Origin of the sequence: Pseudomonas medicaginis, assembly GCF_965119365.1 — a bacterium.
Taxonomy (GTDB): domain Bacteria; phylum Pseudomonadota; class Gammaproteobacteria; order Pseudomonadales; family Pseudomonadaceae; genus Aquipseudomonas.
The window spans coordinates 6,974,714-7,000,807 of the sequence record NZ_OZ221631.1 but is presented as its reverse complement, the minus strand read 5'-3'; the positions used below and the strand labels follow the sequence as shown (position 1 = coordinate 7,000,807).

25 protein-coding genes are annotated in these 26,094 nt (G+C 63.4%); 10 read left to right on the top strand and 15 right to left on the bottom strand.

Annotated features, from left to right (window positions below):
- Positions 1 to 35: 35 nt before the first annotated feature.
- Entirely contained in the window at positions 36 to 983 is a 948-nt protein-coding gene (gene bipL / locus ACMTA2_RS30960) for a phospholipase BipL (protein ID WP_413793105.1), read from the top strand.
- 115 nt (positions 984 to 1,098) lie between these two features.
- Here bipL and ACMTA2_RS30955 read toward each other — a convergent pair whose 3' ends face one another.
- Positions 1,099 to 1,842 carry a hypothetical protein gene (locus ACMTA2_RS30955; RefSeq protein ID WP_413793104.1) on the bottom strand — a complete coding sequence of 248 codons (744 nt, stop codon included), beginning with the start codon at positions 1,840 to 1,842 and terminating at the stop codon, positions 1,099 to 1,101.
- A 153-nt stretch (positions 1,843 to 1,995) separates the two neighbouring features.
- On the opposite strand from ACMTA2_RS30955, the gene ACMTA2_RS30950 reads away from it, so the two are divergent.
- Both ACMTA2_RS30950 and ACMTA2_RS30945 read left to right on the top strand, forming a co-directional pair.
- Complete coding sequence (locus ACMTA2_RS30950; protein ID WP_413793103.1) at positions 1,996 to 2,628, top strand: 2OG-Fe(II) oxygenase; 633 nt, start codon at positions 1,996 to 1,998, stop codon at positions 2,626 to 2,628.
- Between the two features lie 2 nt (positions 2,629 to 2,630).
- Entirely contained in the window at positions 2,631 to 3,122 is a 492-nt protein-coding gene (locus tag ACMTA2_RS30945) for a 2-thiouracil desulfurase family protein (protein WP_413793102.1), read from the top strand.
- A 194-nt stretch (positions 3,123 to 3,316) separates the two neighbouring features.
- Here the strand turns inward: ACMTA2_RS30945 and ACMTA2_RS30940 are convergent, their stop codons facing one another.
- The gene (locus tag ACMTA2_RS30940) at positions 3,317 to 4,693 is read right to left on the bottom strand and encodes a GTPase/DUF3482 domain-containing protein (protein WP_413793101.1); all 1,377 of its coding nucleotides are present in this window, start codon (positions 4,691 to 4,693) and stop codon (positions 3,317 to 3,319) included.
- A complete protein-coding gene (locus tag ACMTA2_RS30935; protein WP_413793100.1) occupies positions 4,686 to 6,053 on the bottom strand; it encodes a DUF2868 domain-containing protein in 1,368 nt (455 codons plus the stop codon). Before ACMTA2_RS30935 ends, ACMTA2_RS30940 begins: the two co-directional genes overlap by 8 nt.
- 86 nt (positions 6,054 to 6,139) lie before the next feature.
- On the opposite strand from ACMTA2_RS30935, the gene ACMTA2_RS30930 reads away from it, so the two are divergent.
- Both ACMTA2_RS30930 and ACMTA2_RS30925 read left to right on the top strand, forming a co-directional pair.
- The gene (locus ACMTA2_RS30930) at positions 6,140 to 6,652 is read left to right on the top strand and encodes a dihydrofolate reductase (RefSeq protein WP_413793099.1); all 513 of its coding nucleotides are present in this window, start codon (positions 6,140 to 6,142) and stop codon (positions 6,650 to 6,652) included.
- A gap of 234 nt (positions 6,653 to 6,886) precedes the next feature.
- A complete protein-coding gene (locus ACMTA2_RS30925) occupies positions 6,887 to 7,942 on the top strand; it encodes an HAD family hydrolase (protein WP_413793098.1) in 1,056 nt (351 codons plus the stop codon).
- 189 nt (positions 7,943 to 8,131) lie between these two features.
- Here the strand turns inward: ACMTA2_RS30925 and ilvD are convergent, their stop codons facing one another.
- The 3 genes from ilvD to ACMTA2_RS30910 form a co-directional block, all read right to left on the bottom strand.
- Entirely contained in the window at positions 8,132 to 9,973 is a 1,842-nt protein-coding gene (gene ilvD, locus ACMTA2_RS30920; protein WP_413793097.1) for a dihydroxy-acid dehydratase, read from the bottom strand.
- A 319-nt stretch (positions 9,974 to 10,292) separates the two neighbouring features.
- Positions 10,293 to 11,489, bottom strand: a complete 1,197-nt coding sequence (locus ACMTA2_RS30915) for a class I SAM-dependent rRNA methyltransferase (protein ID WP_413793096.1) — start codon at positions 11,487 to 11,489, stop codon at positions 10,293 to 10,295.
- A 255-nt stretch (positions 11,490 to 11,744) separates the two neighbouring features.
- Positions 11,745 to 12,287 (bottom strand): type 1 glutamine amidotransferase domain-containing protein, encoded by a 543-nt coding sequence (locus ACMTA2_RS30910; RefSeq protein ID WP_413793095.1) that lies wholly within the window; start codon positions 12,285 to 12,287, stop codon positions 11,745 to 11,747.
- A gap of 234 nt (positions 12,288 to 12,521) precedes the next feature.
- Between ACMTA2_RS30910 and ACMTA2_RS30905 the strand changes: the two genes are divergently transcribed.
- From ACMTA2_RS30905 to ACMTA2_RS30895, 3 genes are all read left to right on the top strand, one after another.
- Complete coding sequence (locus ACMTA2_RS30905; RefSeq protein WP_413795749.1) at positions 12,522 to 13,337, top strand: HDOD domain-containing protein; 816 nt, start codon at positions 12,522 to 12,524, stop codon at positions 13,335 to 13,337.
- Positions 13,338 to 13,367: 30 nt separating this feature from the next.
- Complete coding sequence (gene mutM, locus ACMTA2_RS30900; RefSeq protein WP_053188961.1) at positions 13,368 to 14,180, top strand: bifunctional DNA-formamidopyrimidine glycosylase/DNA-(apurinic or apyrimidinic site) lyase; 813 nt, start codon at positions 13,368 to 13,370, stop codon at positions 14,178 to 14,180.
- 64 nt (positions 14,181 to 14,244) lie between these two features.
- Positions 14,245 to 14,565, top strand: a complete 321-nt coding sequence (locus tag ACMTA2_RS30895) for a multidrug transporter (RefSeq protein ID WP_413793094.1) — start codon at positions 14,245 to 14,247, stop codon at positions 14,563 to 14,565.
- Between the two features lie 142 nt (positions 14,566 to 14,707).
- Here ACMTA2_RS30895 and ACMTA2_RS30890 read toward each other — a convergent pair whose 3' ends face one another.
- The 5 genes from ACMTA2_RS30890 to ACMTA2_RS30870 all read right to left on the bottom strand — a co-directional run bounded on the left by ACMTA2_RS30890 (position 14,708) and on the right by ACMTA2_RS30870 (position 19,427).
- Positions 14,708 to 14,959, bottom strand: a complete 252-nt coding sequence (locus ACMTA2_RS30890; RefSeq protein WP_003206534.1) for a YfhL family 4Fe-4S dicluster ferredoxin — start codon at positions 14,957 to 14,959, stop codon at positions 14,708 to 14,710.
- A gap of 124 nt (positions 14,960 to 15,083) precedes the next feature.
- Complete coding sequence (coaD, locus tag ACMTA2_RS30885; RefSeq protein WP_003177462.1) at positions 15,084 to 15,563, bottom strand: pantetheine-phosphate adenylyltransferase; 480 nt, start codon at positions 15,561 to 15,563, stop codon at positions 15,084 to 15,086.
- Between the two features lie 115 nt (positions 15,564 to 15,678).
- On the bottom strand, positions 15,679 to 17,274 hold the full coding sequence (locus tag ACMTA2_RS30880; RefSeq protein ID WP_413793093.1) for a GMC family oxidoreductase: 1,596 nt from the start codon (positions 17,272 to 17,274) through the stop codon (positions 15,679 to 15,681).
- 149 nt (positions 17,275 to 17,423) lie between these two features.
- Positions 17,424 to 17,969: a twin-arginine translocation pathway signal protein gene (locus tag ACMTA2_RS30875; protein ID WP_413793092.1), complete on the bottom strand. Its 546-nt coding sequence runs from the start codon at positions 17,967 to 17,969 to the stop codon at positions 17,424 to 17,426.
- Between the two features lie 27 nt (positions 17,970 to 17,996).
- On the bottom strand, positions 17,997 to 19,427 hold the full coding sequence (locus ACMTA2_RS30870) for a coniferyl aldehyde dehydrogenase (RefSeq protein WP_413793091.1): 1,431 nt from the start codon (positions 19,425 to 19,427) through the stop codon (positions 17,997 to 17,999).
- 148 nt (positions 19,428 to 19,575) lie between these two features.
- Between ACMTA2_RS30870 and ACMTA2_RS30865 the strand changes: the two genes are divergently transcribed.
- Positions 19,576 to 20,247: a TetR/AcrR family transcriptional regulator gene (locus ACMTA2_RS30865; RefSeq protein ID WP_122567414.1), complete on the top strand. Its 672-nt coding sequence runs from the start codon at positions 19,576 to 19,578 to the stop codon at positions 20,245 to 20,247.
- A 34-nt stretch (positions 20,248 to 20,281) separates the two neighbouring features.
- Positions 20,282 to 21,136, top strand: coding sequence for a sulfurtransferase (locus ACMTA2_RS30860; protein ID WP_413793090.1), 855 nt, complete (start codon positions 20,282 to 20,284; stop codon positions 21,134 to 21,136).
- Between the two features lie 175 nt (positions 21,137 to 21,311).
- On the opposite strand, the gene ACMTA2_RS30855 is transcribed toward ACMTA2_RS30860, so the two are convergent.
- Genes ACMTA2_RS30855 through ACMTA2_RS30840 form a run of 4 tightly spaced genes read right to left on the bottom strand, consistent with a single transcriptional unit; the run spans position 21,312 to position 25,791 of the window.
- Complete coding sequence (locus ACMTA2_RS30855; protein WP_413795748.1) at positions 21,312 to 22,310, bottom strand: hydrolase; 999 nt, start codon at positions 22,308 to 22,310, stop codon at positions 21,312 to 21,314.
- Between the two features lie 31 nt (positions 22,311 to 22,341).
- A complete protein-coding gene (gene rsmD, locus ACMTA2_RS30850) occupies positions 22,342 to 22,953 on the bottom strand; it encodes a 16S rRNA (guanine(966)-N(2))-methyltransferase RsmD (RefSeq protein ID WP_413793089.1) in 612 nt (203 codons plus the stop codon).
- On the bottom strand, positions 22,953 to 24,443 hold the full coding sequence (locus ACMTA2_RS30845; protein ID WP_413793088.1) for a M16 family metallopeptidase: 1,491 nt from the start codon (positions 24,441 to 24,443) through the stop codon (positions 22,953 to 22,955). The genes rsmD and ACMTA2_RS30845 overlap by 1 nt, the downstream gene beginning before the upstream one ends.
- The gene (locus tag ACMTA2_RS30840; protein ID WP_413793087.1) at positions 24,436 to 25,791 is read right to left on the bottom strand and encodes a M16 family metallopeptidase; all 1,356 of its coding nucleotides are present in this window, start codon (positions 25,789 to 25,791) and stop codon (positions 24,436 to 24,438) included. The genes ACMTA2_RS30845 and ACMTA2_RS30840 overlap by 8 nt, the downstream gene beginning before the upstream one ends.
- Positions 25,792 to 26,094: the final 303 nt, after the last annotated feature.

The window sequence follows — 26,094 nt, the reverse complement described above, 5'->3', positions numbered from 1 at the left end:
CGTTTCGCGCGACGCGCCCATGCCTGGAAACCTTGATGCCTGCCACTTTCGATCCCGATCTCCTGCGTGCCAGCCTGCAACCGTTGGCCCAGTGGCAAGCCCTGTCCGAGCAAGCCCAGGCCTACCAGCGGTTCTATGGGCTGGATTTTCCCCAGCGCAGTGTGAGAAAGGGATTGGGCCGTTTCGAGGTGGGCGGGTATGAGCTGGTGAGCCAGGTCTGGTGGCCGGAAAAAGCCGTGGCGACGTTGTTTGTTTTCCACGGTTACTACGATCACATGGGGCTGTACCGGCACTTGATCGAGTGGGCCCTGGAGCAGAAGTTCGCGGTGATCGCCTGCGATCTGCCGGGCCATGGCTTGTCCAGTGGCGAGCGCGCCAGCATCCAGGATTTCGCTGAGTACCAGGCTACCTTGCAGGGCCTGTTGGCCGAGGCCGCGACGCTGGACCTGCCGCACCCCTGGCATTTATGTGGGCAAAGCACGGGCGGGGCCATTGTGGTCGATCACGTGCTCAACCATGGCGCGCAGAGTCCGGCCCAGGGCCAGGTGATCCTGTTGTCTCCCTTGGTGCGGCCACGGGCCTGGGGTTGGTCGCGCTTGAGTTATTACCTGCTCAAGCCCTTCGTGAGCGGCATCGCCCGACGTTTCAGCGAGAACTCCACCGACCCGCAGTTCCTGCCTTTCCTGCAAGCCGACCCGCTGCAACCGCTGCGCCTGCCCACGGCATGGGTCGGCGCATTGGGCCAGTGGATCAAGCGTATCGAAGCCGCCCCGAGCAGCCCGCGCCAGCCGTTGATCGTGCAGGGCCAGGCGGACATGACGGTGGATTGGAAACACAACCTGAACGTGTTGCGCAGCAAGTTCGACCGGCCTCAGGTGTTGATGTTGCCTGAGGGGCGGCATCATCTGGCCAATGAGGCCTTGCCGTTGCGGCAGGAGATGTTCGGGTTTCTGACCAAGCGGATGAGTCGGGTTCGGCGGTGACCGGGCTATCGCTATCGCGAGCAAGCTCGCTCCCACAGGACCTTTGATGCTCGCGAAACCTGAGTTCACTCAAGCCCCTTGTGGGAGCGAGCTCGCTCGCGATAGCGGTGCTGAACTATTGCCCGAGATCCTGCCCCACCGCCAACCCCGCCCGAATCGCCATCAGGGCTGCTTGATAGTAAGCCTGGCCCTCGGTCGATTCGGCGAAGGTGGCGAACTCTTCCAGCTCGGTATCCGTCAGGTCACGGTAGACGTACAGCAGCGTGTTGTTCAGGTCCGCGCCGATCTGTTCCATCAGTCGCTGGCGCTGGCCGTTGAGCATGCCTTGGGCCTGGCCGGCCCCCAGCAGGCCGGGGATCATCGAACTCAGGCTGTCGGCCGCCACGCCGGCGATCGCCAGGCTGACCTCGGCACCAGCTTCGCGAGCGGGCAGGGCCTGGGCCAGGTGGCCGATGATCAACAGGCGGTTGTCGCTGGCCTGCATCTTCGGCAGGCCCTTGGCGTTTTTCGCCAATTGATCGCGGCGGGTCGCCAGCAACTCGGCCGCCACGACTTTGCGGCCCAAAGGCGATTGGAAGAAGTCCAGGGCCGGTTGTGGGTCGCGAAGATGCTTGCGCATGTGCGCCTCGGCCCGTTGGTCCATGGCCTGGGGTGCGAAACGTTGATTGCTGTTGTTGACCAGCGCCTGGAACACCGCCGGCGGCAGGCTGCTCTGATAGCGCTGCTGGGCGGCGCTCAAGGCATCATTGAAATGCGCCCGCTGTTCCGGCCAGCCGGCGACCTTGTACAACTGGTCGTAGCTGTCTGCCCAGGCGGGCAAAACACAGAACATCAACAGTGAGAAAAGCAAACGGCGCATAGGGACTCCTGTCAGCAGCCGACTATTCTCCGTGGGGTGTGGGGTCTTGTCGAGAATTCGTATCAAGTTCGTACGGCGGTGCTATCGGACGTAAAGAACTGACGCAGCGAACCCGCTGCGTGGCGCTGTCGGTTTTGCAGGCACAGGAATACTATGCGCGCCATGCAAATACCTTCTGATCACCCGCTGCTGTTACGTATTGTCGACGACCTGGCCGAGCACGGCTGGTCGCAGCAGAATCTCTTCCTGCCGGACGCGCTGACCCGCGCCCTGGCGGCCGAATGCCGCCAGCGTGCCGCCGAGGGCGAACTGGCCCCGGCAGCGGTTGGGCGCGGGCCGTTTTCGGAGATTCGCGAAGGGATTCGAGGTGATCACATCCAGTGGATCGAGCCTGGCCAGGCGCAAGCCTGCGACCATTACCTGACGCTGATGGACAGCCTGCGCGAAGCGATGAATCGCGGGCTGTTCCTGGGCCTGGAAGACTTCGAAAGTCACTTCGCCCTCTACCCACCCGGCGCGTTCTACCTCAAGCATGTCGACCGCTTTCGCGACGACGACCGGCGCATGGTGTCGGCGGTGCTTTACCTCAATGACGACTGGTTGCCGGAACACGGCGGCCAGTTGCGCATGTACCTGGACGAAAGCCTGGAACAGGACGTGGTGCCCATCGGCGGTTGCCTGGTGGTGTTCCTGTCGGGGGACATCCCCCATGAAGTCCTGCCCGCCACGCGCGATCGCCTGTCCTTGACCGGTTGGTTTCGCCGTCGCGGCAACGAGTTGTTCTGAAGATGGAAAAGATCCTGGTCAGTCGCTGCCTGCTCGGGCATCGCGTGCGCTACGACGGTGGTGCCAGCGGGCCGTTCGATCAACTCCAGCAATGGCTCGACGAAGGCCGGGTCGTGCCGCTGTGCCCGGAAGTCGCCGGCGGCTTGCCCACGCCCCGGGCGGCGGCGGAGATTCCTGGCGGGCAGGGCGGGCAAGTGCTCGACGGCCAGGCACTGGTCATCACCACCGACGGCGAAGATGTGAGTTCGCAGTTTTTATCAGGCGCGTATCAAGCGCTGGAACGGGTACGTGAACACGGCATCCGCATCGCCGTGCTCAAGGCCAACAGCCCGTCGTGCGGCAATGTGCTGACCTATGACGGAACGTTCAGCGGTGTGAAGGTCAGCGGCGAAGGCGTGACGGCGGCGTTGCTCAAGCGTCATGGGGTGCGGGTGTTCAGTGAGTTGGAGTTGGCTGAAGCGGCTTTGGCGCTCAAGGCATTGATCGACGACTGACTAAGGGGCAGCGCTGCTTTTTTGTGGTGAGGGGATTTATCCCCGTTGGGGTGCGAAGCGCCCCCAAAATGGTTGAACGCTATTGACCTGACAAACCGAGGTGTCAGGTTTTGGGGCTGCTGCGCAGCCCAGCGGGGATAAATCCCCTCGCCACAAACTGTGTCCATCTTATCCCCGGTTCAGGCAGGGGATGTCTAGAGCTCCTCGGCCAACTGCTCGATCCGCTCCTGGCGTTCCGCCTGGCTCAACCGCGCATGAGGGTTCAGCGACGACCACTGCGGATGCGCCCGGGCCTTGTCCAGGGCTTCGGGCAGCTTGCCTTCGCGCCAGGTCTTGTCTCCCAGGGGCGTGGTGATGCGGATGCTGTCCAGGGCCGCATGGCCGCGCTGGTTGAGGGCTTGCAGCAGTTGTCGTTGGCGCAGGGCCAGCAGGCGCAGCACATTGTCGTCCACCGTCAGTTCCCGCTGGCCCTTGAGTTTGCCCATGAGCCGATTGCCGTAGCTGCGGGCGGTTTGCAGGGCGCCGCCGGCGATGGCGCCGGCGAGAGCGGCAGCACCGAGGGTCAGGCCACCCACCAGCAAGTCCACGCCGGCACCGGCCGCCGCGCCCGCGGCGATGCCACCGCCAACCCGCACCCCCAGTTGCTTGAGGGTTTCGGGGTTGAACAAATCATCGCCCCAGCGCCCGTCGAGCAAGGGCAGGTCATTGGCGGCGGCGTCCTGGGGGCGGAAGGCATAGAGCTTGAGCAGGGCCTCGACGCAACGTTGTTCGCGCTGGCGCACCGCATGGTGCAATTGTTCGATGGCCTGACGCTCCTGCTCGGTATCGCTGGCGACGCTGCGTCGGCAGGCGGCGCAGTCAATCAACAGTTCGGCGATCAAGCGCGCCGCGCTCCGCTGGCGGGCCAGGCGTTGGGCCTGTTGGTCGGCGATCAGCCGCTCCAGTTGCCCACGGGCGCTTTCCAGCAATAACGCGAGGCTTTCATACAGGCGTCGCTCGCCATCCTCGGGCGGGGCGACGCTGTCAAAGCGCACCAGGGCGTGCAGCCCCAATCGTGCCAGAGCTTCGCGCCAGTCGGGCTCGCGATGGTGGGCGCTGCTGACGAAATTCAACACCGGCAGCAGCGGCTTGCCACAACTGGCGAGGACTGCCAACTCATCGCGGTACTTGGCCAGCACCGGCTCCCGGGCGTCGATCACATACAGCCCTGCGTCGCTGGCCAGCAGTTGCCGCAGCACCTTGGCCTCCTGTTCGAAGCGTTGCCGGGCCTCGCTGCCCTCGAGAAAGCGCGCCAGGCGTGCCGGCCCGTCGAGGCGTTCGCCAGGGCGCTCCAGGCGCTCGAGGTAATCGAGCAGGGCGATGGCGTCTTCCAACCCCGGCGTGTCGTACAGCTCCAGCAATGCTTCGCCGTCCACCGATAGGCGTGCCCCCTCGACATGCCGGGTGGTGCTCGGGCGATGGGACACTTCGCCGAAGCCGACATCGCGGGTCAAGGTACGCAGCAGCGAGGTCTTGCCCACATTGGTATGGCCGACCACGGCCAGCTTCAGCGGCTTCATGGGCTCAGTCATGGCCGGTCTCCAGCCAGTTCAAGGGCATGCAGTCGGCGAAGGGCAACTGCAACTGCTGCAGGGCGGTGTGCCAGTCGCCCAGTCGCTCGGCGTCCAGCGCTTCGCCGGGCGGCGCTTGCAACAGCCAGACGCGGGTGGTGCTGGCGCTGCGGGCGAGCTCGGCGATCAGCGCCAGGCTGCCACGGTCCGGTGAACGGCGCGGGTCACAGGCGATCGCCAGGCGCGCCGGCGCAAAGCGCGACAGTTGTTCAAGGAGTTTGTGACGCGACTCGCGGCTGTCGAGGATGCCGGCGCTTTTCACGGTGTCGGGCAGTTTGGGCGGCCAGGGCCGATCATCCAGTTCGATTGCCACCAGCAGAGCGCCGTCGCTGTCCATCGCACTGACGGCACTGTCGATGGAATGCAATTGCGCGGGAGCTGCGTCGTTGACCCCCAGGCGTTCGCTGCTGGGCATCAGCCGTTCACGCAATTGGGCGTAGCCCGGCAGGTTCAAGTCCAGGCGCAGCGTGGCCTGGCCGCGCCGCCAGCGCCACAGGCACAGCAGCACCAGGCCCAGGCGCGGCAACAGGCCGAAGACCAGCAGCACGCCGACCAGCCAGGCGGCCCAGGCCTGGCGGGCGCTTTCGATGTTCAGCGCTGCGTCGCCACTGGCACGGATCATGTCCACCGTTGGTACGCTGAAGCCCAGCAGCGCAGGGAGCGCGCCGAGGGCCTGGGTCATGGCGACGAAGGTCTCGCTGCCGAGCAGGGTGGTTTCCCAGACAAAGCCATAGCGCCGGGTCGCCATCAGCAGCAGGACGATGACCAGCGCGCTGAGCATCGCCAGCAGCCACAGCCCATTGACCAATGCGCCGAGGGCCCAGCGACTGAGCTTGTGGCGTTGCAACAACAGCAGCAGGGCCGGCGCCAGTTGGACGGCCTTGGCGTCGCGGGCGAGTTTTTCGCTGAGCCACAGCCACAGGCGTCCCAGCGCCGCATCATGCTCACCCGCGAACAGCAGGCCCAGGCCCCAGCCGATGAGCAGTACCAGGTTCAACCCCAACAGACTGCCCAAGGCCCAGAACACATTGACCGGTGCCTGGCCGTCGCCGAGGGCGGCAAACCCCAGGCCGGCGCCGCTGACGAGGGCGAGCAGCGCCAAGACGATCAGTGCCAGGCGCGCCCCTTGCAGCCAATGGCGCAGGGCTTCTGCGAGGCCATCGCGCTCGGCCAGCCAGCGGGCGCGGTGGCGGATGCGGGTGGAGAGGTCGCCGCCTGCCGCACGGGCCAGGCGATTGGCTTCCTGGTCTTCGAGCGGGCCGGCGTATTCTTCTCGCAGGCGTATCGTCTCGGTCAACCAGAGGTTCTGCAGTGCTGTCACGGGGGCTTCCGTTGCTCGAATGAGGGTTGAGCATAACCGCTGTGATGCCTGTCGGGGTACGCCGGGCCTCTGGTATCCTCGCGGCCATGAACAAAACTCTCCCCTTAAGCCTGATCGCAGCCCTCGGTGAAAACCGTGTGATCGGCGTCGACAACCGCATGCCCTGGCACCTGCCGGGGGATTTCAAATACTTCAAGGCCACCACCTTGGGCAAGCCGATCATCATGGGGCGCAAGACCTGGGACTCCCTCGGTCGACCGCTGCCGGGACGCCTGAACATCGTGGTCAGCCGCCAGCCGGGCCTGGTGCTGGAGGGCGCGGAAGTGTTCTCCACCCTGGAGGCTGCGGTGGCGCGGGCCGAGGCGTGGGCACTGGAACAAGGCGTCGACGAGCTGATGTTGATCGGTGGTGCCCAGTTGTACGCCCAGGCCCTGGAGCAGGCGGATCGACTGTACCTGACCCGCGTGGCGCTGAGCCCGGAGGGGGATGCGTGGTTTCCGGAATTTGATTCGAGCCAGTGGGAGTTGGTCTCGAACCAGCCGAATCCGGCTGAAGGGGACAAGCCGGCCTACAGCTTTGAGGTGTGGGAAAAGCGTTAGAGCAAAAGTTTCGCGAGCAGGCTCCGAGGTCACGACTGTGAGCCGGAAAGCCTAACAGCCTGATATCTAATGAATTAATTCTAAAAAGGCATGTTGGTTGTCGTTTCTGGAATAAGGGTTTGGCGTTTACGGGTATGCCGCTGGCGTTATCAGAACGCGAGCGGTCGTGGCTGGGTGAGGACTGTCACAAGCATTTGTTAGCGTCGAGTTCTTTTGAACCCGGGAGAAATGCCGATGAAGCTCGCACCTCGTTTTCTCGCTGTCGCCTTGAGTCTTGGTCTCGCCGGCCAGGCACTCGCCACCGATCTCAAACACTGGCCGGCGGAACAAGCCAAGGCCCTGGAGACGATGATCGCGGCCAACGCCAACAAGGGTAACTACGCGGTGTTCGACATGGACAACACCAGTTACCGCTACGACCTTGAGGAGTCGTTGCTGCCGTTCATGGAGAACAAGGGGCTCATCACCCGGGAAACCCTGGACCCGTCCTTGAAGTTGATGCCATTCAAGGACACAGCCGATCACAAGGAAAGCCTGTTCAGCTATTACTACCGCCTGTGTGAAGTGGACGACATGGTGTGCTACCCCTGGGTGGCCCAAGTGTTCTCGGGCTTCACGCTCAAGGAGCTCAAGGGCTATGTCGATGAGCTGATGGCGTCCGGCAAACCGGTGCCGACCACCTATTACGATGGCGACAAGGTGGTCCAGTACAACGTCAACCCACCGAAAATCTTCACCGGCCAGGCCGAGCTGTACAACAAGTTGATGGAAAACGGCATCGAGGTCTATGTGATGACCGCCGCGTCCGAAGAGCTGGTGCGCATGGTCGCCTCGGACCCGAAATACGGCTACAACCTCAAGCCGCAGAACGTGATCGGCGTGACCACGTTGCTCAAGGACCGCAAGACCGGCGAACTGACCACCGCCCGCAAGCAGATCACGGCGGGCAAATATGATGAGAAGGCCAACCTTGGCCTGGAGTACACGCCTTACCTGTGGACCCCGGCGACCTGGATGGCCGGCAAGCACGCGGCGATCCTGACGTACATCGATGAATGGAAAAAACCGGTGCTGGTGGCCGGCGACACGCCGAGCAGTGACGGCTACATGCTGTTCCACGATGTGGACGTGGCCAAGGGCGGTATCCACCTGTGGGTCAACCGCAAGGACAAATACATGACCCAGATCAACGGCATGATGGCCAAGCACGCTGCGGCCCAGGCCAAGGAAGGGCTGCCGGTGACGGCGGACAAGAACTGGGTGATCGTCAAGCCGGAAGACATCCAGTAACCCCCACCCCCCTGTGGGAGCGAGCTTGCTCGCGATGGCGCCGGATCAGTAGCGCCCTTGCTGACTGACATACCGCCATCGCGAGCAAGCTCGCTCCCACATTCGATTGTCGGTGTTCTCAGGATTTGCGCTCATCGCAAAAAAATGCCCCGCACTTGGCGGGGCATTTTTTATTGCGACTAACGACGCTTACAGCCCGTCCAGCATCGCCTTGTTACGCACCGCGCCCTTGTCGGCGCTGGTGGCGAGCAGGGCGTAGGCCTTGAGGGCCGTGGTGACTTTGCGCGGACGCACTTCCACCGGCTTCCAGCCCTTGTTGTCCTGTTCGATGCGACGCCCGGCCAGTTCTTCGTCGCTGATCAACAGGTTGATCGAGCGGTTCGGAATGTCGATCAGGATCTTGTCGCCGTCCCGCACCAGGCCAATGGCGCCGCCCGCTGCCGCTTCCGGCGAAGCGTGGCCGATGGACAGGCCCGAGGTGCCGCCGGAGAACCGGCCGTCGGTCAGCAAGGCGCAGGCTTTGCCCAGGCCCTTGGACTTCAGGTAGGACGTCGGGTAGAGCATTTCCTGCATGCCCGGGCCGCCTTTCGGGCCTTCGTAGCGAATGATCACGATGTCGCCGGCCTTCACTTCGTCGGCGAGGATGCCGCGCACGGCGCTGTCCTGGCTTTCGAAAATCTTCGCGTTGCCTTCGAACACATGGATCGACTCGTCGACGCCGGCGGTCTTCACCACGCAGCCGTCCAGGGCGATGTTGCCGTACAGCACGGCCAGGCCGCCTTCCTGGGAGTACGCGTGCTCGACGCTGCGGATGCAGCCGTTTTCACGGTCGTCGTCCAGGGTTTCCCAGCGGGTCGACTGGCTGAACGCGGTCTGCGTCGGGATGCCCGCCGGGCCGGCCTTGAAGAAGTGATGCACGGCCTCGTCGGTGGTCTGGGTGATGTCCCACTTGGCGATGGCCTCGGCCATGGTCTTGCTGTGCACGGTCGGCAGGTCGGTGTGCAACAGGCCGCCACGGGCCAGGGAGCCGAGGATGCTGAAGATCCCGCCGGCACGGTGCACGTCTTCCATGTGGTACTTCTGGATGTTCGGCGCGACCTTGCACAGTTGCGGCACGTGACGGGACAGGCGGTCGATGTCGCGCAGGTCGAAATCGATCTCGGCTTCCTGGGCAGCGGCCAGCAAGTGCAGGATGGTGTTGGTGGAACCGCCCATGGCGATGTCCAGGGTCATGGCGTTTTCGAACGCCTTGAAGTTGGCGATGTTGCGCGGCAACACCGACGCGTCGTTTTCACCGTAGTAACGCTTGCACAGCTCGACGATGGTGCGGCCGGCCTGCAGGAACAGCTGCTCGCGATCGCTGTGGGTGGCCAGGGTCGAACCGTTGCCCGGCAGGGCCAGGCCCAGGGCTTCGGTCAGGCAGTTCATCGAGTTGGCGGTGAACATGCCGGAGCACGAACCGCAGGTCGGGCAGGCGCTGCGCTCGTACTCGGCAACCTTCTCGTCGGAGGCGCTGGCGTCGGCGGCGATCACCATGGCGTCGACCAGGTCAAGGCCGTGGCTGGCGAGCTTGGTCTTGCCGGCTTCCATCGGGCCGCCGGAGACGAAGATCACCGGGATGTTCAGGCGCAGGGCGGCCATGAGCATGCCCGGGGTGATCTTGTCGCAGTTGGAAATGCACACGATGGCGTCGGCACAGTGGGCATTGACCATGTATTCGACGGAGTCGGCGATGATCTCGCGGCTCGGCAGCGAATAGAGCATGCCGTCGTGACCCATGGCGATGCCGTCATCCACGGCGATGGTGTTGAATTCCTTGGCAACGCCGCCGACGCGCTCGATTTCCCGGGCAACCAGTTGGCCGAGGTCCTTGAGGTGGACGTGCCCCGGTACGAACTGGGTGAAGGAGTTTGCAATGGCGATGATCGGCTTCTTGAAGTCGTCATCCTTCATCCCCGTGGCGCGCCACAAGGCACGGGCGCCGGCCATGTTGCGGCCATGGGTGGATGTTTTCGAGCGGTAATCGGGCATGGAACACTCCGGGCGGCTAATCAGGTACTAATCAGGTAACAAGGGGAAGTGAGCTTCTGTTGACCTCTGGAGCACTCGGGATGGGCGCAGTGTCTGGAAGTGGCCGATGACTGTGCAGGATCGCTGCGAGCCTGGGCATGAGCTCATAAACCCGCCGGGGATGAATGGCGATGAATGACGCGATTCTACACCGCTGACGCCAGGATGAAATGACGCAAAGTGTTGATCGGGTGTGAATGTCGTGTACGGGATGACGATTGGTAGTATCCACGCCTGCGGGATGGAGGTGGCGCGGGAAAGCCCCGCGCCACGATAGCACTCAACTGTTGGGCAACAACCGGCACGTAATGCTCTTGATGTACCGGGTTTCGGCAATGGCCGGATGTACCGGATGGTCCGGCCCTTGGCCGCCGCGTTCAAGCAGTTGAATGTTGCGGTCCAGATGACGGGCGCTGGTCAGCAGGATGTTTTGCAGGTCGTCTTCGGGCAGGTGCATCGAGCACGACGCGCTGACCAGGATGCCGTCCTTGCTGAGCAGGCGCATGGCTTGCTCGTTGAGGCGGCGATAGGCGCCTTCGCCGTTCTTCAGGTCTTTCTTGCGCTTGATGAAGGCAGGTGGGTCGGCGACGATCACGTCGAAGCGTTCTTCGCTGGCCTTGAGTTCCTTCAGGGCTTCGAACACGTCGCCTTCGATACAGGTCAGCTTCTCGGCGAAGCCGTTCAGCGCGGCGTTGCGCTCGACACCGTCGAGGGCGAAGGCCGAAGCATCGACGCAGAAGACTTCGCTGGCACCGAAGGCGGCGGCTTGCACGCCCCAGCCGCCGATGTAGCTGAACAGGTCCAGGACGCGCTTGCCCTTGGCGTACGGGGCCAGGCGTGCGCGGTTCATGCGGTGGTCGTAGAACCAGCCGGTTTTCTGGCCTTCCATGACCGGCGCTTCGAACTTCACGCCGTTCTCTTCCAGGGCCACCCATTCCGGTACGAGACCGAACACGGTCTCGACGTAGCGGTTCAGGCCTTCGGCGTCACGGGCAGCGGAGTCGTTCTTGAACAGGATGCCGCTGGGCTTGAGCACCTGGGTCAGGGCGGCGATCACGTCGTCCTTGTGGGCTTCCATGGTGGCCGAGGCGATCTGCACCACCAGGATGTCGCCGAAACGGTCGACCACCAGGCCTGGCAACAGGTCGGAATCACCGTAGACCAGGCGATAGAACGGCTTGTCGAACAGCCGCTCGCGCAGGGACAACGCCACGTTGAGGCGATGCACCAGCAGGGATTTGTCCAGCGCCAGCTTCACGTCGCGGGACAGCAGCCGGGCGCAGATCAGGTTGTTGGGGCTCATCGCAACGATGCCCAGCGGTTTGCCGCCGGCGGCTTCGAGGATGGCCTGGTCGCCGGCCTTGAAGCCGTGCAGGGGCGTGGCGGCCACGTCGATTTCGTTGCTGTAGACCCACAGGTGGCCGGCGCGCAGGCGACGGTCGGCGTTGGCTTTGAGGCGCAGGCTAGGCAGGGACATGACGTCGCTCCGGAAAAAAGAGCGGGAGTATAGCGTGTTGAAGCTTTGGCAGGTTCGAAGGGCGATGAAACGAGGAAGACAATCGGGAGGCAAGTCGAGCATGAACCTGTGGCGAGGTCATTTATCCCCGCAGGGCTGCGAAGCAGCCTCAAAGCCAGTCAACATGTAAACGGATCGCTAAAGGAGCGCTTCGCGCTCCAGCGGGGATAAATCCCCTCGCCACAGTTTGCGTCCAGCCTTCCAGGGTTCTCGGCGTTAACAGGCGGACAGGGCGCCGATCAGCTCGCGATTGAACGCCGGGATGTCATCCGGCTGGCGGCTACTGATCAACGTGCCGTCCTTGACCACTTCCTTATCGACCCAGTTCGCGCCGGCGTTGACCAGGTCGTCCTTGAGGGTCTTGTAGCTGGTCATGGTCTTGCCCTTGACCAGCCCGCTCGACGCCAGCAACCAGCCGCCATGGCAAATCACCGCAATGGGCTTGCCCGCTGCCTCGAAACCCTTGACCAGTCTCTGGGCATCGGGGTCGATGCGGATGGTGTCGGAGTTCTGTACACCGCCGGGCAGCACCACGGCATCGTACTGTTCGACATTGGCGGCCTTGAAGGTCAGGTCGATCCGGAAGTCGTCGGCCGGCTGGTCATGGTTCCAGCCTTTGACCTGGCCTTCGCCGGCCGAAACGATGTCCACCTTGACGCCGGCCTGTTCCAACGCCTGTTGGGGGCCGGTCAGTTCGGCCTGTTCAAAACCGTCGGTCACCAGGATGGCGACACGTTTGTTGTTCAGGGAACCGGGCATGAAAAAATCTCCTCAAGCTGAGTGGTCGGGCTGCCGACTCAAGCCTGCATGCAGGCTTGGCTGTCGGCCCTGTAAAGTCCGAAGTCGATGCCTTAAGGAAAGTTCCGCCGATCCTACCCGACGGTGTATCGGATCCATCTTTAAGGGTTAGAATCCTCGCCTGACCCAGAGTGTGCACTCATGTCCAAAGAGCTTTCCGCCGAACAGATCCAACAGTCCTTGCAAGGCATCAGCGTGCCGCCCCAGCCGCAGATCATGGTGGATCTGCAGATGGAGCAGTACATGCCCGACCCGGACCTGGATACCATCGCCAAGTTGATCTCCCAGGACCCGGGGCTCTCGGGAGCCCTGCTCAAGATCGTCAATTCCCCGTATTACGGCCTGCGCAACAAGATCACTTCGATCCAGCGTGCGGTGAACCTGCTGGGCAGTCGTTCGATCATCAACCTGATCAACGCGCAGTCGATCAAGGGCGAGCTGCACGACGACGCCATCGTGACCCTGAACCGCTTCTGGGATACGGCCCAGGACGTGGCGATGACCTGCCTGACCCTGGCCAAGCGCGTCGGGTTGGAGAACGGCGACGAAGCCTACGCCTTGGGGTTGTTCCACGATTGCGGCGTACCGTTGATGCTCAAGCAGTTTCCCAACTACATGAGCGTGCTGGAAGAGGCCTACGCCAGCGCCAGTGCCGAATGCCGGGTGGTGGACACCGAGAACCGCGTGTTCAACACCAACCATGCGGTGGTGGGTTACTACACGTCCAAATCCTGGCGCTTGCCGGATCACGTCAGCCAGGCGATCGCCAACCACCACAACGCCCTGGCGGTCTTCAGCGACGAGTCTTCACGCAACAACAGCCAGCTGAAAAACCTGCTGGCGATCCTGAAAATGTCCGAGAACATCTGTGCGTCCCACCGGGTGCTGGGCAACCAGTCCGAAGACCACGAGTGGGATAGCGTCGGGAGCCTCGTGCTCGACTACATCGGTTTGTCGGAATACGACTTCCAGACCCAGAAACAGGAAATCCGCGACCTCGCCTCTCGTTGAGCGCGAGGCCTCGCCTGACTCGAGAACCCCATGCCAGAACTGCCGGAAGTCGAAACCACCCGTCGCGGCATCGCGCCCCATCTTGAAGGCCAGCGGGTCAGCCGCGTGGTGGTCCGTGACCGCCGCCTGCGCTGGCCGATTCCGGAGGATCTTGACGTACGGCTCTCGGGCCAGCGCATCGTGCAAGTGGAGCGACGGGCCAAGTATCTGTTGATCAATGCCGAGGTCGGCACGTTGATCAGCCACCTGGGCATGTCCGGCAACCTGCGCCTGGTGGAAGTCGGCATGCCCGCCCTCAAGCACGAGCACGTGGACATCGAGCTGGAGTCCGGCCTGGCCTTGCGCTACACCGACCCCCGGCGCTTCGGCGCGATGCTCTGGAGCCTCGACCCGCTCAATCACGAATTGTTGATTCGCCTCGGGCCCGAGCCATTGACCGACCTGTTCGATGGCGAACGGTTGTTCCAGCTGTCGCGGGGGCGCTCCATGGCGGTCAAGCCGTTCATCATGGACAACGCGGTGGTGGTGGGCGTGGGCAATATCTACGCGACCGAGGCCCTGTTCGCCGCCGGGATCGACCCGCGCCGGGCCGCCGGCGGCATTTCCCGGGCGCGTTACCTGAAGCTGGCGATCGAGATCAAGCGCATCCTCGCCCATGCCATCGAGCGCGGAGGCACCACGTTGCGGGATTTCATCGGAGGGGATGGCCAGCCCGGCTATTTCCAGCAAGAGCTGTTCGTCTACGGCCGGGGCGGGGAGCTGTGCAAGGTCTGTGGCACGGGGTTGCGGGAAATCCGCCTGGGCCAGCGCGCCAGCGTCTGGTGTCCACGCTGCCAGAGCTGACCCGAGCTGATCTGTCCTACGGTCTATAGTCAGTTGTCAGACTGCTTAGCCGAAGGACCGTCCCATGAATCTGTTTCGCCCCGTCGTGTTAACGCTGCTATTGAGTGTCACCGTGCCTGCCCTGGCAAACAGCGGCAGCGGCGATCCGCGCTACACCATCCAGAATCCGCCGGCCTTTGCCATGCTCGGCGACCTGTTGATCGCCCGCCCGCTGCTGCTCGCCGCCACCGTGATCGGGACTGGGGCATTCGTGGTGTCGTTGCCCTTCACTGCGCTGGGCGGTGGGGTTGGCGATGCGGGGAAGGCGCTGGTGGTGGACCCGGCGAAGGCCACGTTTGTGCGGTGCCTGGGGTGTATTGGAGAGGGGTTTGAGCGGCAGGAGTGAAGCGTTAAGTGCGACTGATGGCCTCATCGCGAGCAAGCTCGCTCCCACAGGGATCTGCGGTGTCTACGCCATTCGCGGCTTAAGCCAATCCCTTGTGGGAGCGAGCTTGCTCGCGATGGGGTCAGCAGGGCCGCCCAAAGACTCAGGCCTTGCCAGTGATCTTGCGATATTTCGCCATCAACTGTTCTTCAGTCTCCGGATGAGCCTCGTCCAGCGGGATGCAATCCACCGGGCAAACCTGCTGGCACTGGGGTTCGTCGTAATGGCCGACGCACTGGGTGCACAGGTTCGGGTCGATGACGTAGATCTCCTCGCCTTGGGAAATGGCCTCGTTCGGGCATTCGGGTTCGCAGACGTCGCAATTGATGCAGTCGTCGGTGATGATCAGGGACATGCAGGCTCCTGCCGGGGCGTTGGGCCCGGGCATATGAAAAACGTATGGGCGCAATTGTGCCGCATTGGCGAGCGCAGTGCACGCGGGCGCGATGGGCTGCGTGGCGGCTCGCAGCGCCAGCCGCTTACTTTTTGAAGCGCAGGGTCAGCGCATCGGCCACGGCCGGGTGCACAAACTTGGTGATATCACCGCCCAACGCCGCAATCTCCCGCACCAGGGTCGAGGAAATGAAGGAGTAGCGCTCCGACGGCGTCAGGAACAGGCTCTCGACGTCCGGTGCCAATTGGCGGTTCATGTTGGCCAGTTGGAACTCGTACTCGAAGTCCGAGACCGCACGCAGGCCGCGCAGGAACACATTGGCGTTCTTTTCCTTGGCAAAGTGGGCCAAAAGCGTCGAGAAACCGACTACTTCCACGTTGGGCAGGTGCTTGGTGACCTCGCGGGCCAGTTCCACACGTTGCTCCAGCGGGAACAGCGGGTTCTTCTTGGGGCTGGCGGCGACGGCAATGATCACATGGTCGAACAGGCGCGCGGCGCGTTCGACCAGATCGCCATGGCCCTTGGTAATAGGGTCGAAGGTACCTGGGTACAACACTCGGTTCATCGCGTCGTCCTGGCGGGAGTCCGTTGGGGAGTCGGATGGTATCGCAGCCTTCTCGGTCGGCCAAGTCGGCTGTTGGGTAAGAAAGCACTATAGACGCTGCGAATAGTCCGGATATTCATGGGGTTTTCAGGCGCTCGGCCAGGGCCGACGCCAATTGTGCGGTCAATCCGTACACCGATAGTTGCGGGTTGGCGCCGATGCTGGTGGGGAACAGCGAGCCGTCATGGATCGACAGGTTGCCCAGTTGGTGATGGCGGCCCAGGCTGTCGGTGACGGCGGTTTTCGGGTCTTCCCCCATGGCGCAACCGCCCATCACGTGGGCGCTGCCCAGGCGTGTGCGGTACAAGGCCAGGTCGAGTCCGTCGATCAGCGTGCGGGCTTCGGCCAGGGTCTTCACGTAGCGGGCACCGTTGTGCAGGGGCATCACTGCCTTGGCGCCGCCAGCAAACTGTATCTCGGCCATGCTCTGGAAGGCCCGGCGCAGGCCGTCCCAGGTATATGGAGAAACGGGGTAGTCGAGCACGGGCGTGCCGTCGCTGCGTAACTCGACGCTACCGCCGGGGCTGTCCGGGTGAAAACCGTCGCGCAACAGCGCCAGCATGACGTGGGTGTGGGGCAGTCGGGACATGTGCAAGGCATTCTCGGCGCCGGACCCGCCCAACAGCGTGGCGGCGAGGGCCGGGTGCAAGGGCGGGACTTCGAGCTTGTAGGACATCTTGCCGGTGGTCCCGTCCTGCCACTGGAAATGGTCCGAGTAAATCGATTGTGGCGCACCGTAGAACGGATTGATGACCTCGTCGAATTGCCCGGCGGACATGTTCACCAGGTGCAGGAAGGTGCGCTTGCCCAAGCGTTCGTGGGGGTCCGGCGCAGCGGAGCGCAACAGCAGGCCCGGGCTGTTGATGCCGCCGCCCGCCAGCACGTAGTGCCGCGCCTTGACGGTGATGCGCCGCCCGGTCGGTGCCACGCAACGCTCATCCATGGCCTGGCACTCGATGGCGGTGACGGTATCGTTCTTGATGGTCAGGCGCTCGGCCCGCGCCAGGTAAAGCAGCGCGCCACCCTGGTCCAGCGTGGCCGGGATGGTGGTGACGAGCATCGACTGCTTGGCGTTGGTCGGGCAGCCCATGCCGCAATAACCAAGGTTCCAACAGCCGCGGACGTTGCGCGGGATGACGTGCCAGCTGTAGCCCAACTGTTCGCAACCCTTGCGGATCACGTCGTTGTTGGCATTGGGTGGAACCAGCCAGGGGGCCACGCCCAGGCGTTGTTCCATTTTTTCGAACCAGGGCGCCATCTGCGCCGGGCTGTGGCCCTTGACGTCATGTTCGGCGGCCCAATGGTCCAGGGTCTGATCGGGCGTGCGAAAGCTCGAGGTCCAGTTGATCAAGGTCGTACCGCCCACGGCCCGGCCTTGGAGAATGGTGATGGCGCCGTCCTTGCTCATGCGCCCCAGGCCTTCCTGGTACAGACTGGAATAGGCCTGGTCTTCGAGCAGCTTGAAGTCATCGCTGGTCTTGAGCGGCCCTTCCTCGATCAGCAACACGCGGTAGCCGGCTGCACTGAGGATCTCCGCCGTGGTGCCGCCACCGGCACCGCTGCCGACGATGGCCACGTCCGCCTCCAGGGTCAGGTCCTCGGTCAACTGTGCGCCGTTGTAGGTGGTCCAGCCACGGGTCAGGCCTTCGCGAAAGAGATCGGGTACGGGCATGTTCAGGGCTCTCTTATTGTTTTGAGGTTGCGATAGACCTCTTGTGGGAGCGAGCTTGCTCGCGATAGCGGTATGTCAGTCAATCGATAGGTGGCTGATGTGACGCTATCGCGAGCAAGCCCGCTCCCACAGGGGGTGGTTGTGGTTGGTCAAACCGTTGGCGGCCCCGGATACCCGCAATGCGCCCAGGCTTCGGATTGGGTGTACCAGGCCATCATCACCAATTGCAGCAGCGAGCAGTGACCTTGCCGCAGCAGATCCAGCGAACTGTTTTCCCACCGAGCGAGGAACTGGCGGATGTCATCGGCGCTGGCGTTTTCCCACGGGCCCCAGACCCCGGTCAGCGGCCCGCGGGTAATGCCCAGCGTGAGCACGTCGAACAGTTGGTGCGTGAGCTTGAGCATGGCCGGGGACAGGTGGGCCAGGCTTCTGTCCAGGCTTGCCAGGGTTGCGTCAGTGGCGACGCAGATCTGTCCGACGGCCACTGCGCCATCCAGCATTACGGGGATGACGTTGCGTAAAAACGGCAGGTCGCTGTCGCGCAGGGCCGCCAGGCCGGCGGCCGGTTGGCTTGGCGAGCAACCGCTCAGGCTGGCGCCCAGGCCGACGGTGGCCAGGAAGGCGCTGGCGCCGAGGCTGAACTTCAGCAGGCCGCGCCGTGATAGCGCGGGTGTATCGATGAGGCTTGGGTTCATTATTGTTATTACCCGGGAAGAGACGCGTCAGCGGACAAACAGCTTCTGGATCAGTTTCTGCAAAGGCTTGCCGTAGGGCGGATAAATCAGCTTCGCGGCGTTGAATCGCTGTTTGGTCAGCACGCCCTTGGCCTTGCTGAAGGTCAGGAAACCCTCATGCCCGTGGTAATGCCCCATTCCCGAGGGCCCGATGCCGCCGAATGGCATGTCATCCTGGGCGACATGCAGCAGCGTGTCGTTCAGGCAGACGCCGCCGGAATGGGTTTCGTGGAGCACGCGATGTTGTTCGGCCTTGTTGTAGCCGAAGTAGTAGAGCGCCAGCGGGCGGGGTCGCTGATTGATGTAGGCAAACGCCTGGTCCAGGTTGTCATAGGGCACGATGGGCAGCAGCGGGCCGAAGATCTCGTCTTGCATGACGGTCATCTCGTCGCTGACGTTGAGCAGCAGGCTGTGGGCCATGCGCCGGCCCTGGCCTTGTTCGAACAACTCGATCAGCAGCGCCCCCTTGCTGGTGGCGTCGCTGATGTAGCCGTTGAGCCGGGCCAGTTGTCGTTCGTTGATGACCGCGGTGTAGTCCGGGTTGTCCGCCAGGGTCGGATAGAACCTGCGAACCGCCTCGCGATAGACCTCGACGAACTCGCCGACGCGATTCTGCGGTACCAACACGTAGTCCGGGGCGACACAGGTTTGCCCGGCATTCAGGGTTTTGCCGAAGGCAATGCGTTCGGCGGCGTCCTTGAGGGGTACATCGACCGACACGATGGCTGGCGATTTCCCACCCAGTTCAAGGGTGACCGGGGTCAGGTTTTCGGCAGCGGCGCGCATGACATGCTTGCCGATGCTGGTGGCGCCGGTGAACAACAGGTGATCGAAGGGCAGCTTGGAAAACGCCATGCCGACCTCTGCCTCGCCGAGCACCACGCACACCAGGTCCTGGGGGAAGACCCGGGCCAGCAATTGCTTGAGCAGCAAGCCGGTCGCCGGTGTCGATTCGCTGAGCTTGAGCATCACCCGGTTGCCCGCGGCCAATGCCCCTACCAGCGGCCCGATGGCCAGGAACAGTGGGTAGTTCCATGGCACGATGACGCCGACCACGCCCAACGGCTGATAGATCACTTTGGCCGATGCCGGTTGAAAGGCCATGCCCACCTTGCGCCGAGAGGGTTTCATCCAACCCTGGAGGTGGCGGCTGGCGTAATGGATACCGTGCAGGCTCGGCATCAGCTCGGCCAACAGTGTCTCGTCGGCGCTGCGATGGCTGAAATCCTGGCTGATGGCGTCGATCAAGGCCTGCCGCTCGTTGCTCAAGATTTCGCGCAGCGCCTTGAGCCATTGTCGGCGCTGTTCGGCCGGTGGCATTGGATGGGCGGAGTAGGCCTGGCGCTGGGCGTCGAAGAGCGACCGCAGCTCGTCCAGTTGTTGTTGAGACTCGTGCAGGTAGGCAACGTCGGCAGGCATCGTCAGGCACCGGATGTTATTAGAATGGGTGTTTTTTAGAGCTTATACTCTAAAATGTCAACGGCATCCGCAACGGCTTTGGGTTTTTCCTGTGACCGATAGGTCGTAAGATGCCGTTCAATGCCTTCGTCGAATTAAAGCCCAAACCATGGCCCCACGAATGAAAACCAGCGAGCGCATCGTGCAAAACAGCCTCGAGCTGTTCAACCAGCAGGGTGAGCGCAGTGTCAGCACCAATCACATTGCCGCCCACATGGACATGTCGCCGGGCAACCTCTACTACCACTTCCCCAACAAGCAGGCGATCATCGCCGTGCTGTTCAGTGAGTACGAGAACCTGGTGGACAGCTTCCTGCGTCCGCCCCAAGGCCGGGCGGCCACGGTGGATGACAAGCGCTTCTACCTGCAGGAACTGTTGGCGGCCATGTGGCGCTACCGCTTCCTGCACCGGGACCTGGAGCATCTGCTCGACAGCGATCCGGACCTTGCGGCCCGCTATCGTCGGTTTTCCCAGCGCTGCCTGATCCACGGCACCGCGATCTATGAAGGTTTCGTGGCCGCCGGCATCCTGAAGATGGATCGCGTGCAGATCGAATCCCTGACCCTCAATGCCTGGATCATCCTCACGTCCTGGGTGCGGTTCCTGTGCACCACGCGGGAGAATTTCAGCCACCTGAGTGAGCAGGCCATCAAGCGCGGTGTCTATCAGGTACTGGTGCTGGAAGCCGGCTTCGTGACCGATCAGGCCCGTGAGGCGGTGGATGCACTGTTCAACGAATATTACGTTCCCCTGGCCCAGACCCTGGAGGAGGGGCAGTAGGAACCGATCCCCGACTTAGCCACAGGAGCTCACCATGCCCATCGCGCAACTCATCAGCCCCCAAGCCCTCGAAGAGCGGCGATCACAGCCCGGGCTGGTCATCCTCGATTGCCGTTTTGCCCTGGAAGACCCGGATTATGGTCAGCGCAGTTATGCCGAGGGCCACATCGCCGGTGCGTCATTCGCAGACCTTGAACGCGACCTGAGCGGGGCGGTGACCAAAGGCGTGACCGGGCGTCATCCGCTGCCGGAGCCGGGGGCCTTGATCGAGCGCCTCAAGGCCTGGGGAATCGATAACGACAGCGATGTCGTGCTGTACGACGACGGTCCCGGCGCCTATGCCGCGCGGGCCTGGTGGTTGCTGGCCTGGCTGGGCAAGCGCGATGGCGTGTACATCCTCGACGGCGGGCTCAAGGCCTGGCATGCCGCCGGCTTGCCTTTGAGCCTGGATCCGCCGCAGAACAGTCGTGGGGCCTTCAGTGGCGCGGCGGACGCGAGCCTGTTGATCGATGCGCACGCGCTGCAACAACGCCTCGGTGAATCGGCCATGACCTTGCTGGATGCCCGGGCGTTGCCACGCTTCAAGGGGGAAGTCGAGCCCATTGACCCGATAGCCGGGCATATTCCGGGGGCCCAGTGCGCCGCGTTCACCGACAACCTGGGCGTCGATGGGCGCTTCCTGGCGGCCGCCCAGCTCAAGCAACGTTTCGCCGAAAAACTGGGCGAGCGCTCGCCCACCGACCTGGTGGCCTATTGCGGCTCCGGCGTGACGGCGTGTCATAACCTGTTCGCCCTGAGCCTGGCAGGCTACCCGTTGGGGAAGCTGTATGCCGGCTCGTGGAGTGAGTGGATCAATGATCCACAGCGGGGCGTGGCGAAGGGCGAATAACTCCCTCCAGAAAAAACCAATGTGGGAGCGAGCTTGCTCGCGATGACGGTGTGCCAGACAACTTCAATGTCGCTGCCCCACCGCTATCGCGAGCAAGCTCGCTCCCACAAGGGATTGCTGGCGAACGCTGAACCGGTGAACACCTTCCACAGGGATTTGTGTTGTCTGCCAATCGTCAGCCACGCCTCAGGTTGGCCAGCCAATCGGGAATCCGTCGCTCCAGATAATATCCCGGGCGCCGCAGGGTTCCGTCGACAAACCCCACATGCCCGCCCCGGGCGTGCAGTTCAATCCGGGTCGAGGCGGATAATTCGCCCGGTTCTGGCAAGCTGTGAGGGAACACAAAAGGATCGTCGGCCGCCTGGATGACCAGGGTCGGCGTGCTGATACCTGCCATGAAGTAGCGGCTGGAGGCACGGCGGTAGTAATCCGCCGCATCGGAGAACCCGTGCAGTGGCGCCGTCACCCGGCCGTCAAAGTCCCAGAAGGTGCGCATGTTCTCCAGCGGGCCAAGCGCCGCCAGGGTCGCCAGGCTTTCGTGGCGTCCGTCGTGCTGGAACTGGCGTTGCTTGTTGCGTACATAGGCCACCAGTTGACGCATGAAATGAGCCTGGTAGAACTTGGAAAACCCCTGGCCGATGCGATCGGCGCACTGGTCGAGGCGAAACGGTACCGAGACCGCTACCGCCCCTTGCAACCGGCTGTCGCGGCCGGATTCCCCCAAGTGCTTGAGCAACACATTGCCACCCAGTGAATAGCCCACCGCAAACAGTGGCGCCAGGGGCCGCCGGGTGCGCAAGTGGGTGATGGCGGCGGCCAGGTCTTCGCTGACACCCGAGTGATAGCTGCGGGGCAACAGGTTCGGCTCGCCCGAGCAGCCACGCCAGTTCAAGGCTGCACTGGCCCAACCCTGGCGACCGAGTGCCTGCTGCAATCCGGCCACGTAGGGCGAGTTGGAAGAGCCGGTCAGTCCGTGCAGCACCAGCACCAGTGGCGCCTCGGCGCTGTGGGGGCCGTGCCAGTCGAGGTCGAGGAAGTCACCGTCTTCCAGCCACAGGCGCTCGCGGTGGCGCTCGATGTGGGTGGTCTGGCGCCACAATGGGCCCCACAAGGTTTGCAGGTGCGGGTTGCCAAGGCCCGGAGCGGGGACGAAGCGTTCAGATGCGGCGGACATCATTATTGTTCTCGATGCACTGGTCAGCCGTTCAGCCCATGTCCTTTGTCAGACGCTGCCACAACGCGTAGTACACCCGTCCGGATTTCTGCTCGCGGTGCAAGCGCCAGTTGCCCGGCAAGCCCAGGGTGGACGGGGCGGTCTCGCTTTCAGTGTAGACCCAGGCATCCTCGGCCAGCCACTGACGTTCCTCGAGCAAGGCACAGACTGTCGGCAACAGGTTCTGGTTGAAAGGCGGATCCAGGAACACCAGGTCGAAAGGCGTTGCCGGTTGGCTCTCCAGGTAGCGCAGCGCATCGGCCGTTTGCACTTGGCCGACAGTGCAACGCAGGGTGCCCAGGTGTTCTTTCAGGCTGGAGACCGCCAGGTTGCTGGCGTCCAGCGCCTGGCCCATGGCGGCGCCACGGGACAGGGCCTCGAGAAACAGCGCGCCGCTGCCGGCGAACGGGTCGAGCACCCGGGCGCCCGCCACATAAGGCGCGAGCCAGTTGAACAGGGTTTCCCGCACGCGGTCCGGGGTGGGGCGCAGGCCCGGGGCATCGGGGAAGCTCAGGCGCCGGCTGCGCCATTCGCCGCCGATGATGCGCAACTGGTTCACACCGTTGTGCACAGGTTTCTTGCTGGAATTCGATGGGCGGGCCATTAGTGCTCCGGAACCCCGAGCGGCAGCTCGGCAGGTTTGTCAGTGGGGGGCGGCAACGGCTTTTGCGGCACGCTCGGGCCGGCGGTGACGATGACCATTTTGTCGGTGCTCAGGTGCTTGTTCAGCGCGGTCTTGACCTGCTCGACGGTCAGCTCCTGGGACTGGCGCATGAAGTCTTCCAGGTAACTCAGCGGCAAGTCATAGAACCCCATGGCGCCGAGCTGGCCGACGATGTCGGCGTTGCTGGCGGTGGACAGCGGGAAGCTGCCGGCCAACTCACGCTTGGCGTCATCGAGTTCTTTCTGGGTCGGACCGTTCTTGAGGTAGTCGGCGAATACGTCCTGCACCAGTTTCAAGGTGCCCTCGCTCATCTCGGCCCGGGTCTGCAGGTTGATCATGAACGGGCCACGGGCTTGCATCGCCGTGAAGCCGGAGTACACGCCGTAGGCCAGGCCGCGTTTTTCGCGCACTTCAGTCATCAGCCGCGTGCCGAAGCCACCGCCGCCGAGGATCTGGTTGCCCAGGGACACCGCGGCATAGTCCGGATCGTCGCGGTCGATGCCCAGTTGCGCGAGCATCAGGTTGGTCTGCTTGGAGGGGAACTCGATGTGCCCGATGCTCGCCTTCGGCTCCACCGGCGGCGGGGTTTTCGCCAGGGCCGGGCCTTTGGGCAGGGCCGCGGACACCTGGCTGGCAATCGCTTCGGCTTCGGCGCGGGACAAATCTCCCACCAGCGCAATCACTGCGTTGCCGGCGGCATAGGCCTTGGCATGGAACGCCCGGGCCTGGGCCAGGGTGATCGGTGGAATGCTGTCGGCGGTGCCGTCGCTGGAGTGGGCATAAGGATGCTCGCCGTAGAGGCGCTTCATCAGTTCCAGGCCCGCCAGTTTGCCGGGGTTCTGCTTCTGGTACTCGAAACCGGCGAGCATCTGGTTCTTGATGCGGGCGAAGGAGTCGGCAGGGAAGGTCGGTTCGCCGACGACTTCGGCGAACAGCTTCAATGCCGGCTCACGCTTGTCGGCTGCGCTGAGACTGCGCAGGGACGCCACGGCCATGTCTCGGTAGGCGCCGTTGCCGAAGTCTGCACCGAGACTTTCGAAGCCCTGGGCGATGGCGCTGACGTCCTTGCCGGCCACGCCTTCGTTGAGCATGGCGTTGGTCAGCAGCGCGAGGCCGGGGGCGTCACCATCCTGGCTGCTGCCGGCGGCGAAGGTCAGGCGCAGGTCGAACATCGGCAACTCCCGGGCTTCGACGAACAGCACCTTGGCGCCGTCAGCGGTTTTCCAGGTCTGCACATCGAGCTGGCGCCGACTGGGCGCCTTGTCGTCCAGCTCGGCCAGGGATTGCAGCTTGTTGCCGGACTTGGCCTTGTCCAGTGCCTGGCTGGCATTCGTGCTGGTGGAGGGCGACAGGTAGAAGGCCAGGGCGCCGACCAGGGCGATGAACACCAGGCCGAACAGCACCAGGCGCGATGACTTGCGCTCATTCATGAGCTTTCTCCTCGGGCAGGACGTGCGCAACGCTCAGGCGCGAGCGGGTGAAATACAGCTGGGCTGCCTTCTGGATGTCTTGCGGGGTCACGCTTTGCAATTCGGCGAGTTCGGTGTCCATCAGCTTCCAGGACAACCCGACGGTTTCCAGCTGGCCGATGGCGGTGGCCTGGCTGGTGATGGAGTCGCGCTCATACACCAGGCCGGCGATGACCTGGGCGCGGACGCGTTCCAGTTCGTCGGCGGTCGGGGCGGTGGTTTTCAACTGCTCAAGCAAGCGCCACAGACCTGCTTCGGCTTGCTCGAGGGTTTTGTTCTTCTGCGTGTTGGGCGTTGCCGACAAGGTGAACAGCGTGTCGCCGCGGGTGAAGGCGTCGTAGCTCGATGAGCCGCCGGACACCAACTCCTCGCCGCGCTCCAACTGGGTCGGGATCCTGCCGCTGTAGCCGCCGTCCAGCAGGGCCGAGATCAGCCGCAGCGCGTTGACCGAAGCCTTGTCCGTCGCGGTGGCGATGCTCGGCACGTTGAAGGCCAGCATCACACTGGGCAGTTGGGTCTGCACATGCAGGGTGATCTGGCGCTCGCCGGGCTCGGCCAGCTCCAGGGGGATTTTCGCCGCCGGCACCGCGCGCCGTGGGATCGGGCCGAAATAACGCTGGGCCAGGGAATTTACTTCCTCCGGCGTCACGTCGCCGACCACTACCAGGGTCGCGTTGTTCGGGGTGTACCAGGATTGGTACCAGTGACGCAGTTCTTCGACAGTCATCCGGTCCAGGTCGGCCATCCAGCCGATGGTCGGCGTGTGGTAGCCGCTGGCCGGGTAAGCCATGGCCTTGAAGCGCTCATAGGCCTTGGACATGGGCTTGTCGTCGGTGCGCATGCGGCGCTCTTCCTTGATCACCTCGATCTCGCGGCTGAACTCCTCCGGCGGCAGGCGCAGGCTGGCCATGCGGTCGGCTTCCAGTTCGAAGGCCACCCCCAGGCGGTCGCGGGCCAGCACCTGATAGTAGGCGGTGAAGTCATCGCTGGTGAAGGCATTCTCTTCGGCCCCGAGGTCGCGCAGGATCAGCGACGCTTCGCCGGGGCCGACTTTTTCACTGCCCTTGAACATCATGTGCTCGAGGGCGTGGGACAAACCGGTCTGGCCTGGCGTTTCGTAGCTGGAGCCAACCTTGTACCAGACCTGGGACACCACCACCGGCGCACGGTGGTCTTCGCGCACGACGACCTTCAGGCCGTTGTCGAGGGTGAATTCATGGGTGGGTTGTGGGTCGGCAGCCAAGGCTGAAAGAGGCAGACAAACTGTGCTGAGCAGCAGGCCTGCGGCGCGGCGGGCAAGAGCATTCATTCGTGTTTAAACCTGTTGGGTTGCCTGCCAGGTCTTAGCCTCAGCAGGCGAGGAGGTGCTAGGATACTGATCCGTTTTACTGGCGGCCACGCCTATCGGGCCTTTTATCGGTCCGGGGTTGTCTGGGTTCCCCGCAGAAGTGTTGGGTTTTCCCGTTGATCCCGGCGTTTTCGCCGATGATGCCGGACCAGTCCTTCGAAAATATCGACTTTGAGGCGTCCTGGGGACGCTTCGACAAAATGTTGCGCGTGAACAAGCTGGATGAAACGCAGTCTGTTCAGCATTGAATATTTATCACCGAGG

What these genes read in the sequence shown, in the direction of transcription:
- bipL (WP_413793105.1), top strand. Translation starts at nt 36, where the DNA reads ATGCCTGCCACTTTCGATCCCGATCTCCTGCGTGCCAGCCTGCAACCG.
- ACMTA2_RS30955 (WP_413793104.1), bottom strand. Translation starts at nt 1,842, where the DNA reads ATGCGCCGTTTGCTTTTCTCACTGTTGATGTTCTGTGTTTTGCCCGCC.
- ACMTA2_RS30950 (WP_413793103.1), top strand. Translation starts at nt 1,996, where the DNA reads ATGCGCGCCATGCAAATACCTTCTGATCACCCGCTGCTGTTACGTATT.
- ACMTA2_RS30945 (WP_413793102.1), top strand. Translation starts at nt 2,631, where the DNA reads ATGGAAAAGATCCTGGTCAGTCGCTGCCTGCTCGGGCATCGCGTGCGC.
- ACMTA2_RS30940 (WP_413793101.1), bottom strand. Translation starts at nt 4,693, where the DNA reads ATGACTGAGCCCATGAAGCCGCTGAAGCTGGCCGTGGTCGGCCATACC.
- ACMTA2_RS30930 (WP_413793099.1), top strand. Translation starts at nt 6,140, where the DNA reads ATGAACAAAACTCTCCCCTTAAGCCTGATCGCAGCCCTCGGTGAAAAC.
- ACMTA2_RS30925 (WP_413793098.1), top strand. Translation starts at nt 6,887, where the DNA reads ATGAAGCTCGCACCTCGTTTTCTCGCTGTCGCCTTGAGTCTTGGTCTC.
- ilvD (WP_413793097.1), bottom strand. Translation starts at nt 9,973, where the DNA reads ATGCCCGATTACCGCTCGAAAACATCCACCCATGGCCGCAACATGGCC.
- ACMTA2_RS30915 (WP_413793096.1), bottom strand. Translation starts at nt 11,489, where the DNA reads ATGTCCCTGCCTAGCCTGCGCCTCAAAGCCAACGCCGACCGTCGCCTG.
- ACMTA2_RS30910 (WP_413793095.1), bottom strand. Translation starts at nt 12,287, where the DNA reads ATGCCCGGTTCCCTGAACAACAAACGTGTCGCCATCCTGGTGACCGAC.
- mutM (WP_053188961.1), top strand. Translation starts at nt 13,368, where the DNA reads ATGCCAGAACTGCCGGAAGTCGAAACCACCCGTCGCGGCATCGCGCCC.
- ACMTA2_RS30895 (WP_413793094.1), top strand. Translation starts at nt 14,245, where the DNA reads ATGAATCTGTTTCGCCCCGTCGTGTTAACGCTGCTATTGAGTGTCACC.
- ACMTA2_RS30890 (WP_003206534.1), bottom strand. Translation starts at nt 14,959, where the DNA reads ATGTCCCTGATCATCACCGACGACTGCATCAATTGCGACGTCTGCGAA.
- coaD (WP_003177462.1), bottom strand. Translation starts at nt 15,563, where the DNA reads ATGAACCGAGTGTTGTACCCAGGTACCTTCGACCCTATTACCAAGGGC.
- ACMTA2_RS30880 (WP_413793093.1), bottom strand. Translation starts at nt 17,274, where the DNA reads ATGCCCGTACCCGATCTCTTTCGCGAAGGCCTGACCCGTGGCTGGACC.
- ACMTA2_RS30875 (WP_413793092.1), bottom strand. Translation starts at nt 17,969, where the DNA reads ATGAACCCAAGCCTCATCGATACACCCGCGCTATCACGGCGCGGCCTG.
- ACMTA2_RS30870 (WP_413793091.1), bottom strand. Translation starts at nt 19,427, where the DNA reads ATGCCTGCCGACGTTGCCTACCTGCACGAGTCTCAACAACAACTGGAC.
- ACMTA2_RS30865 (WP_122567414.1), top strand. Translation starts at nt 19,576, where the DNA reads ATGGCCCCACGAATGAAAACCAGCGAGCGCATCGTGCAAAACAGCCTC.
- ACMTA2_RS30860 (WP_413793090.1), top strand. Translation starts at nt 20,282, where the DNA reads ATGCCCATCGCGCAACTCATCAGCCCCCAAGCCCTCGAAGAGCGGCGA.
- ACMTA2_RS30855 (WP_413795748.1), bottom strand. Translation starts at nt 22,310, where the DNA reads ATGTCCGCCGCATCTGAACGCTTCGTCCCCGCTCCGGGCCTTGGCAAC.
- rsmD (WP_413793089.1), bottom strand. Translation starts at nt 22,953, where the DNA reads ATGGCCCGCCCATCGAATTCCAGCAAGAAACCTGTGCACAACGGTGTG.
- ACMTA2_RS30845 (WP_413793088.1), bottom strand. Translation starts at nt 24,443, where the DNA reads ATGAATGAGCGCAAGTCATCGCGCCTGGTGCTGTTCGGCCTGGTGTTC.
- ACMTA2_RS30840 (WP_413793087.1), bottom strand. Translation starts at nt 25,791, where the DNA reads ATGAATGCTCTTGCCCGCCGCGCCGCAGGCCTGCTGCTCAGCACAGTT.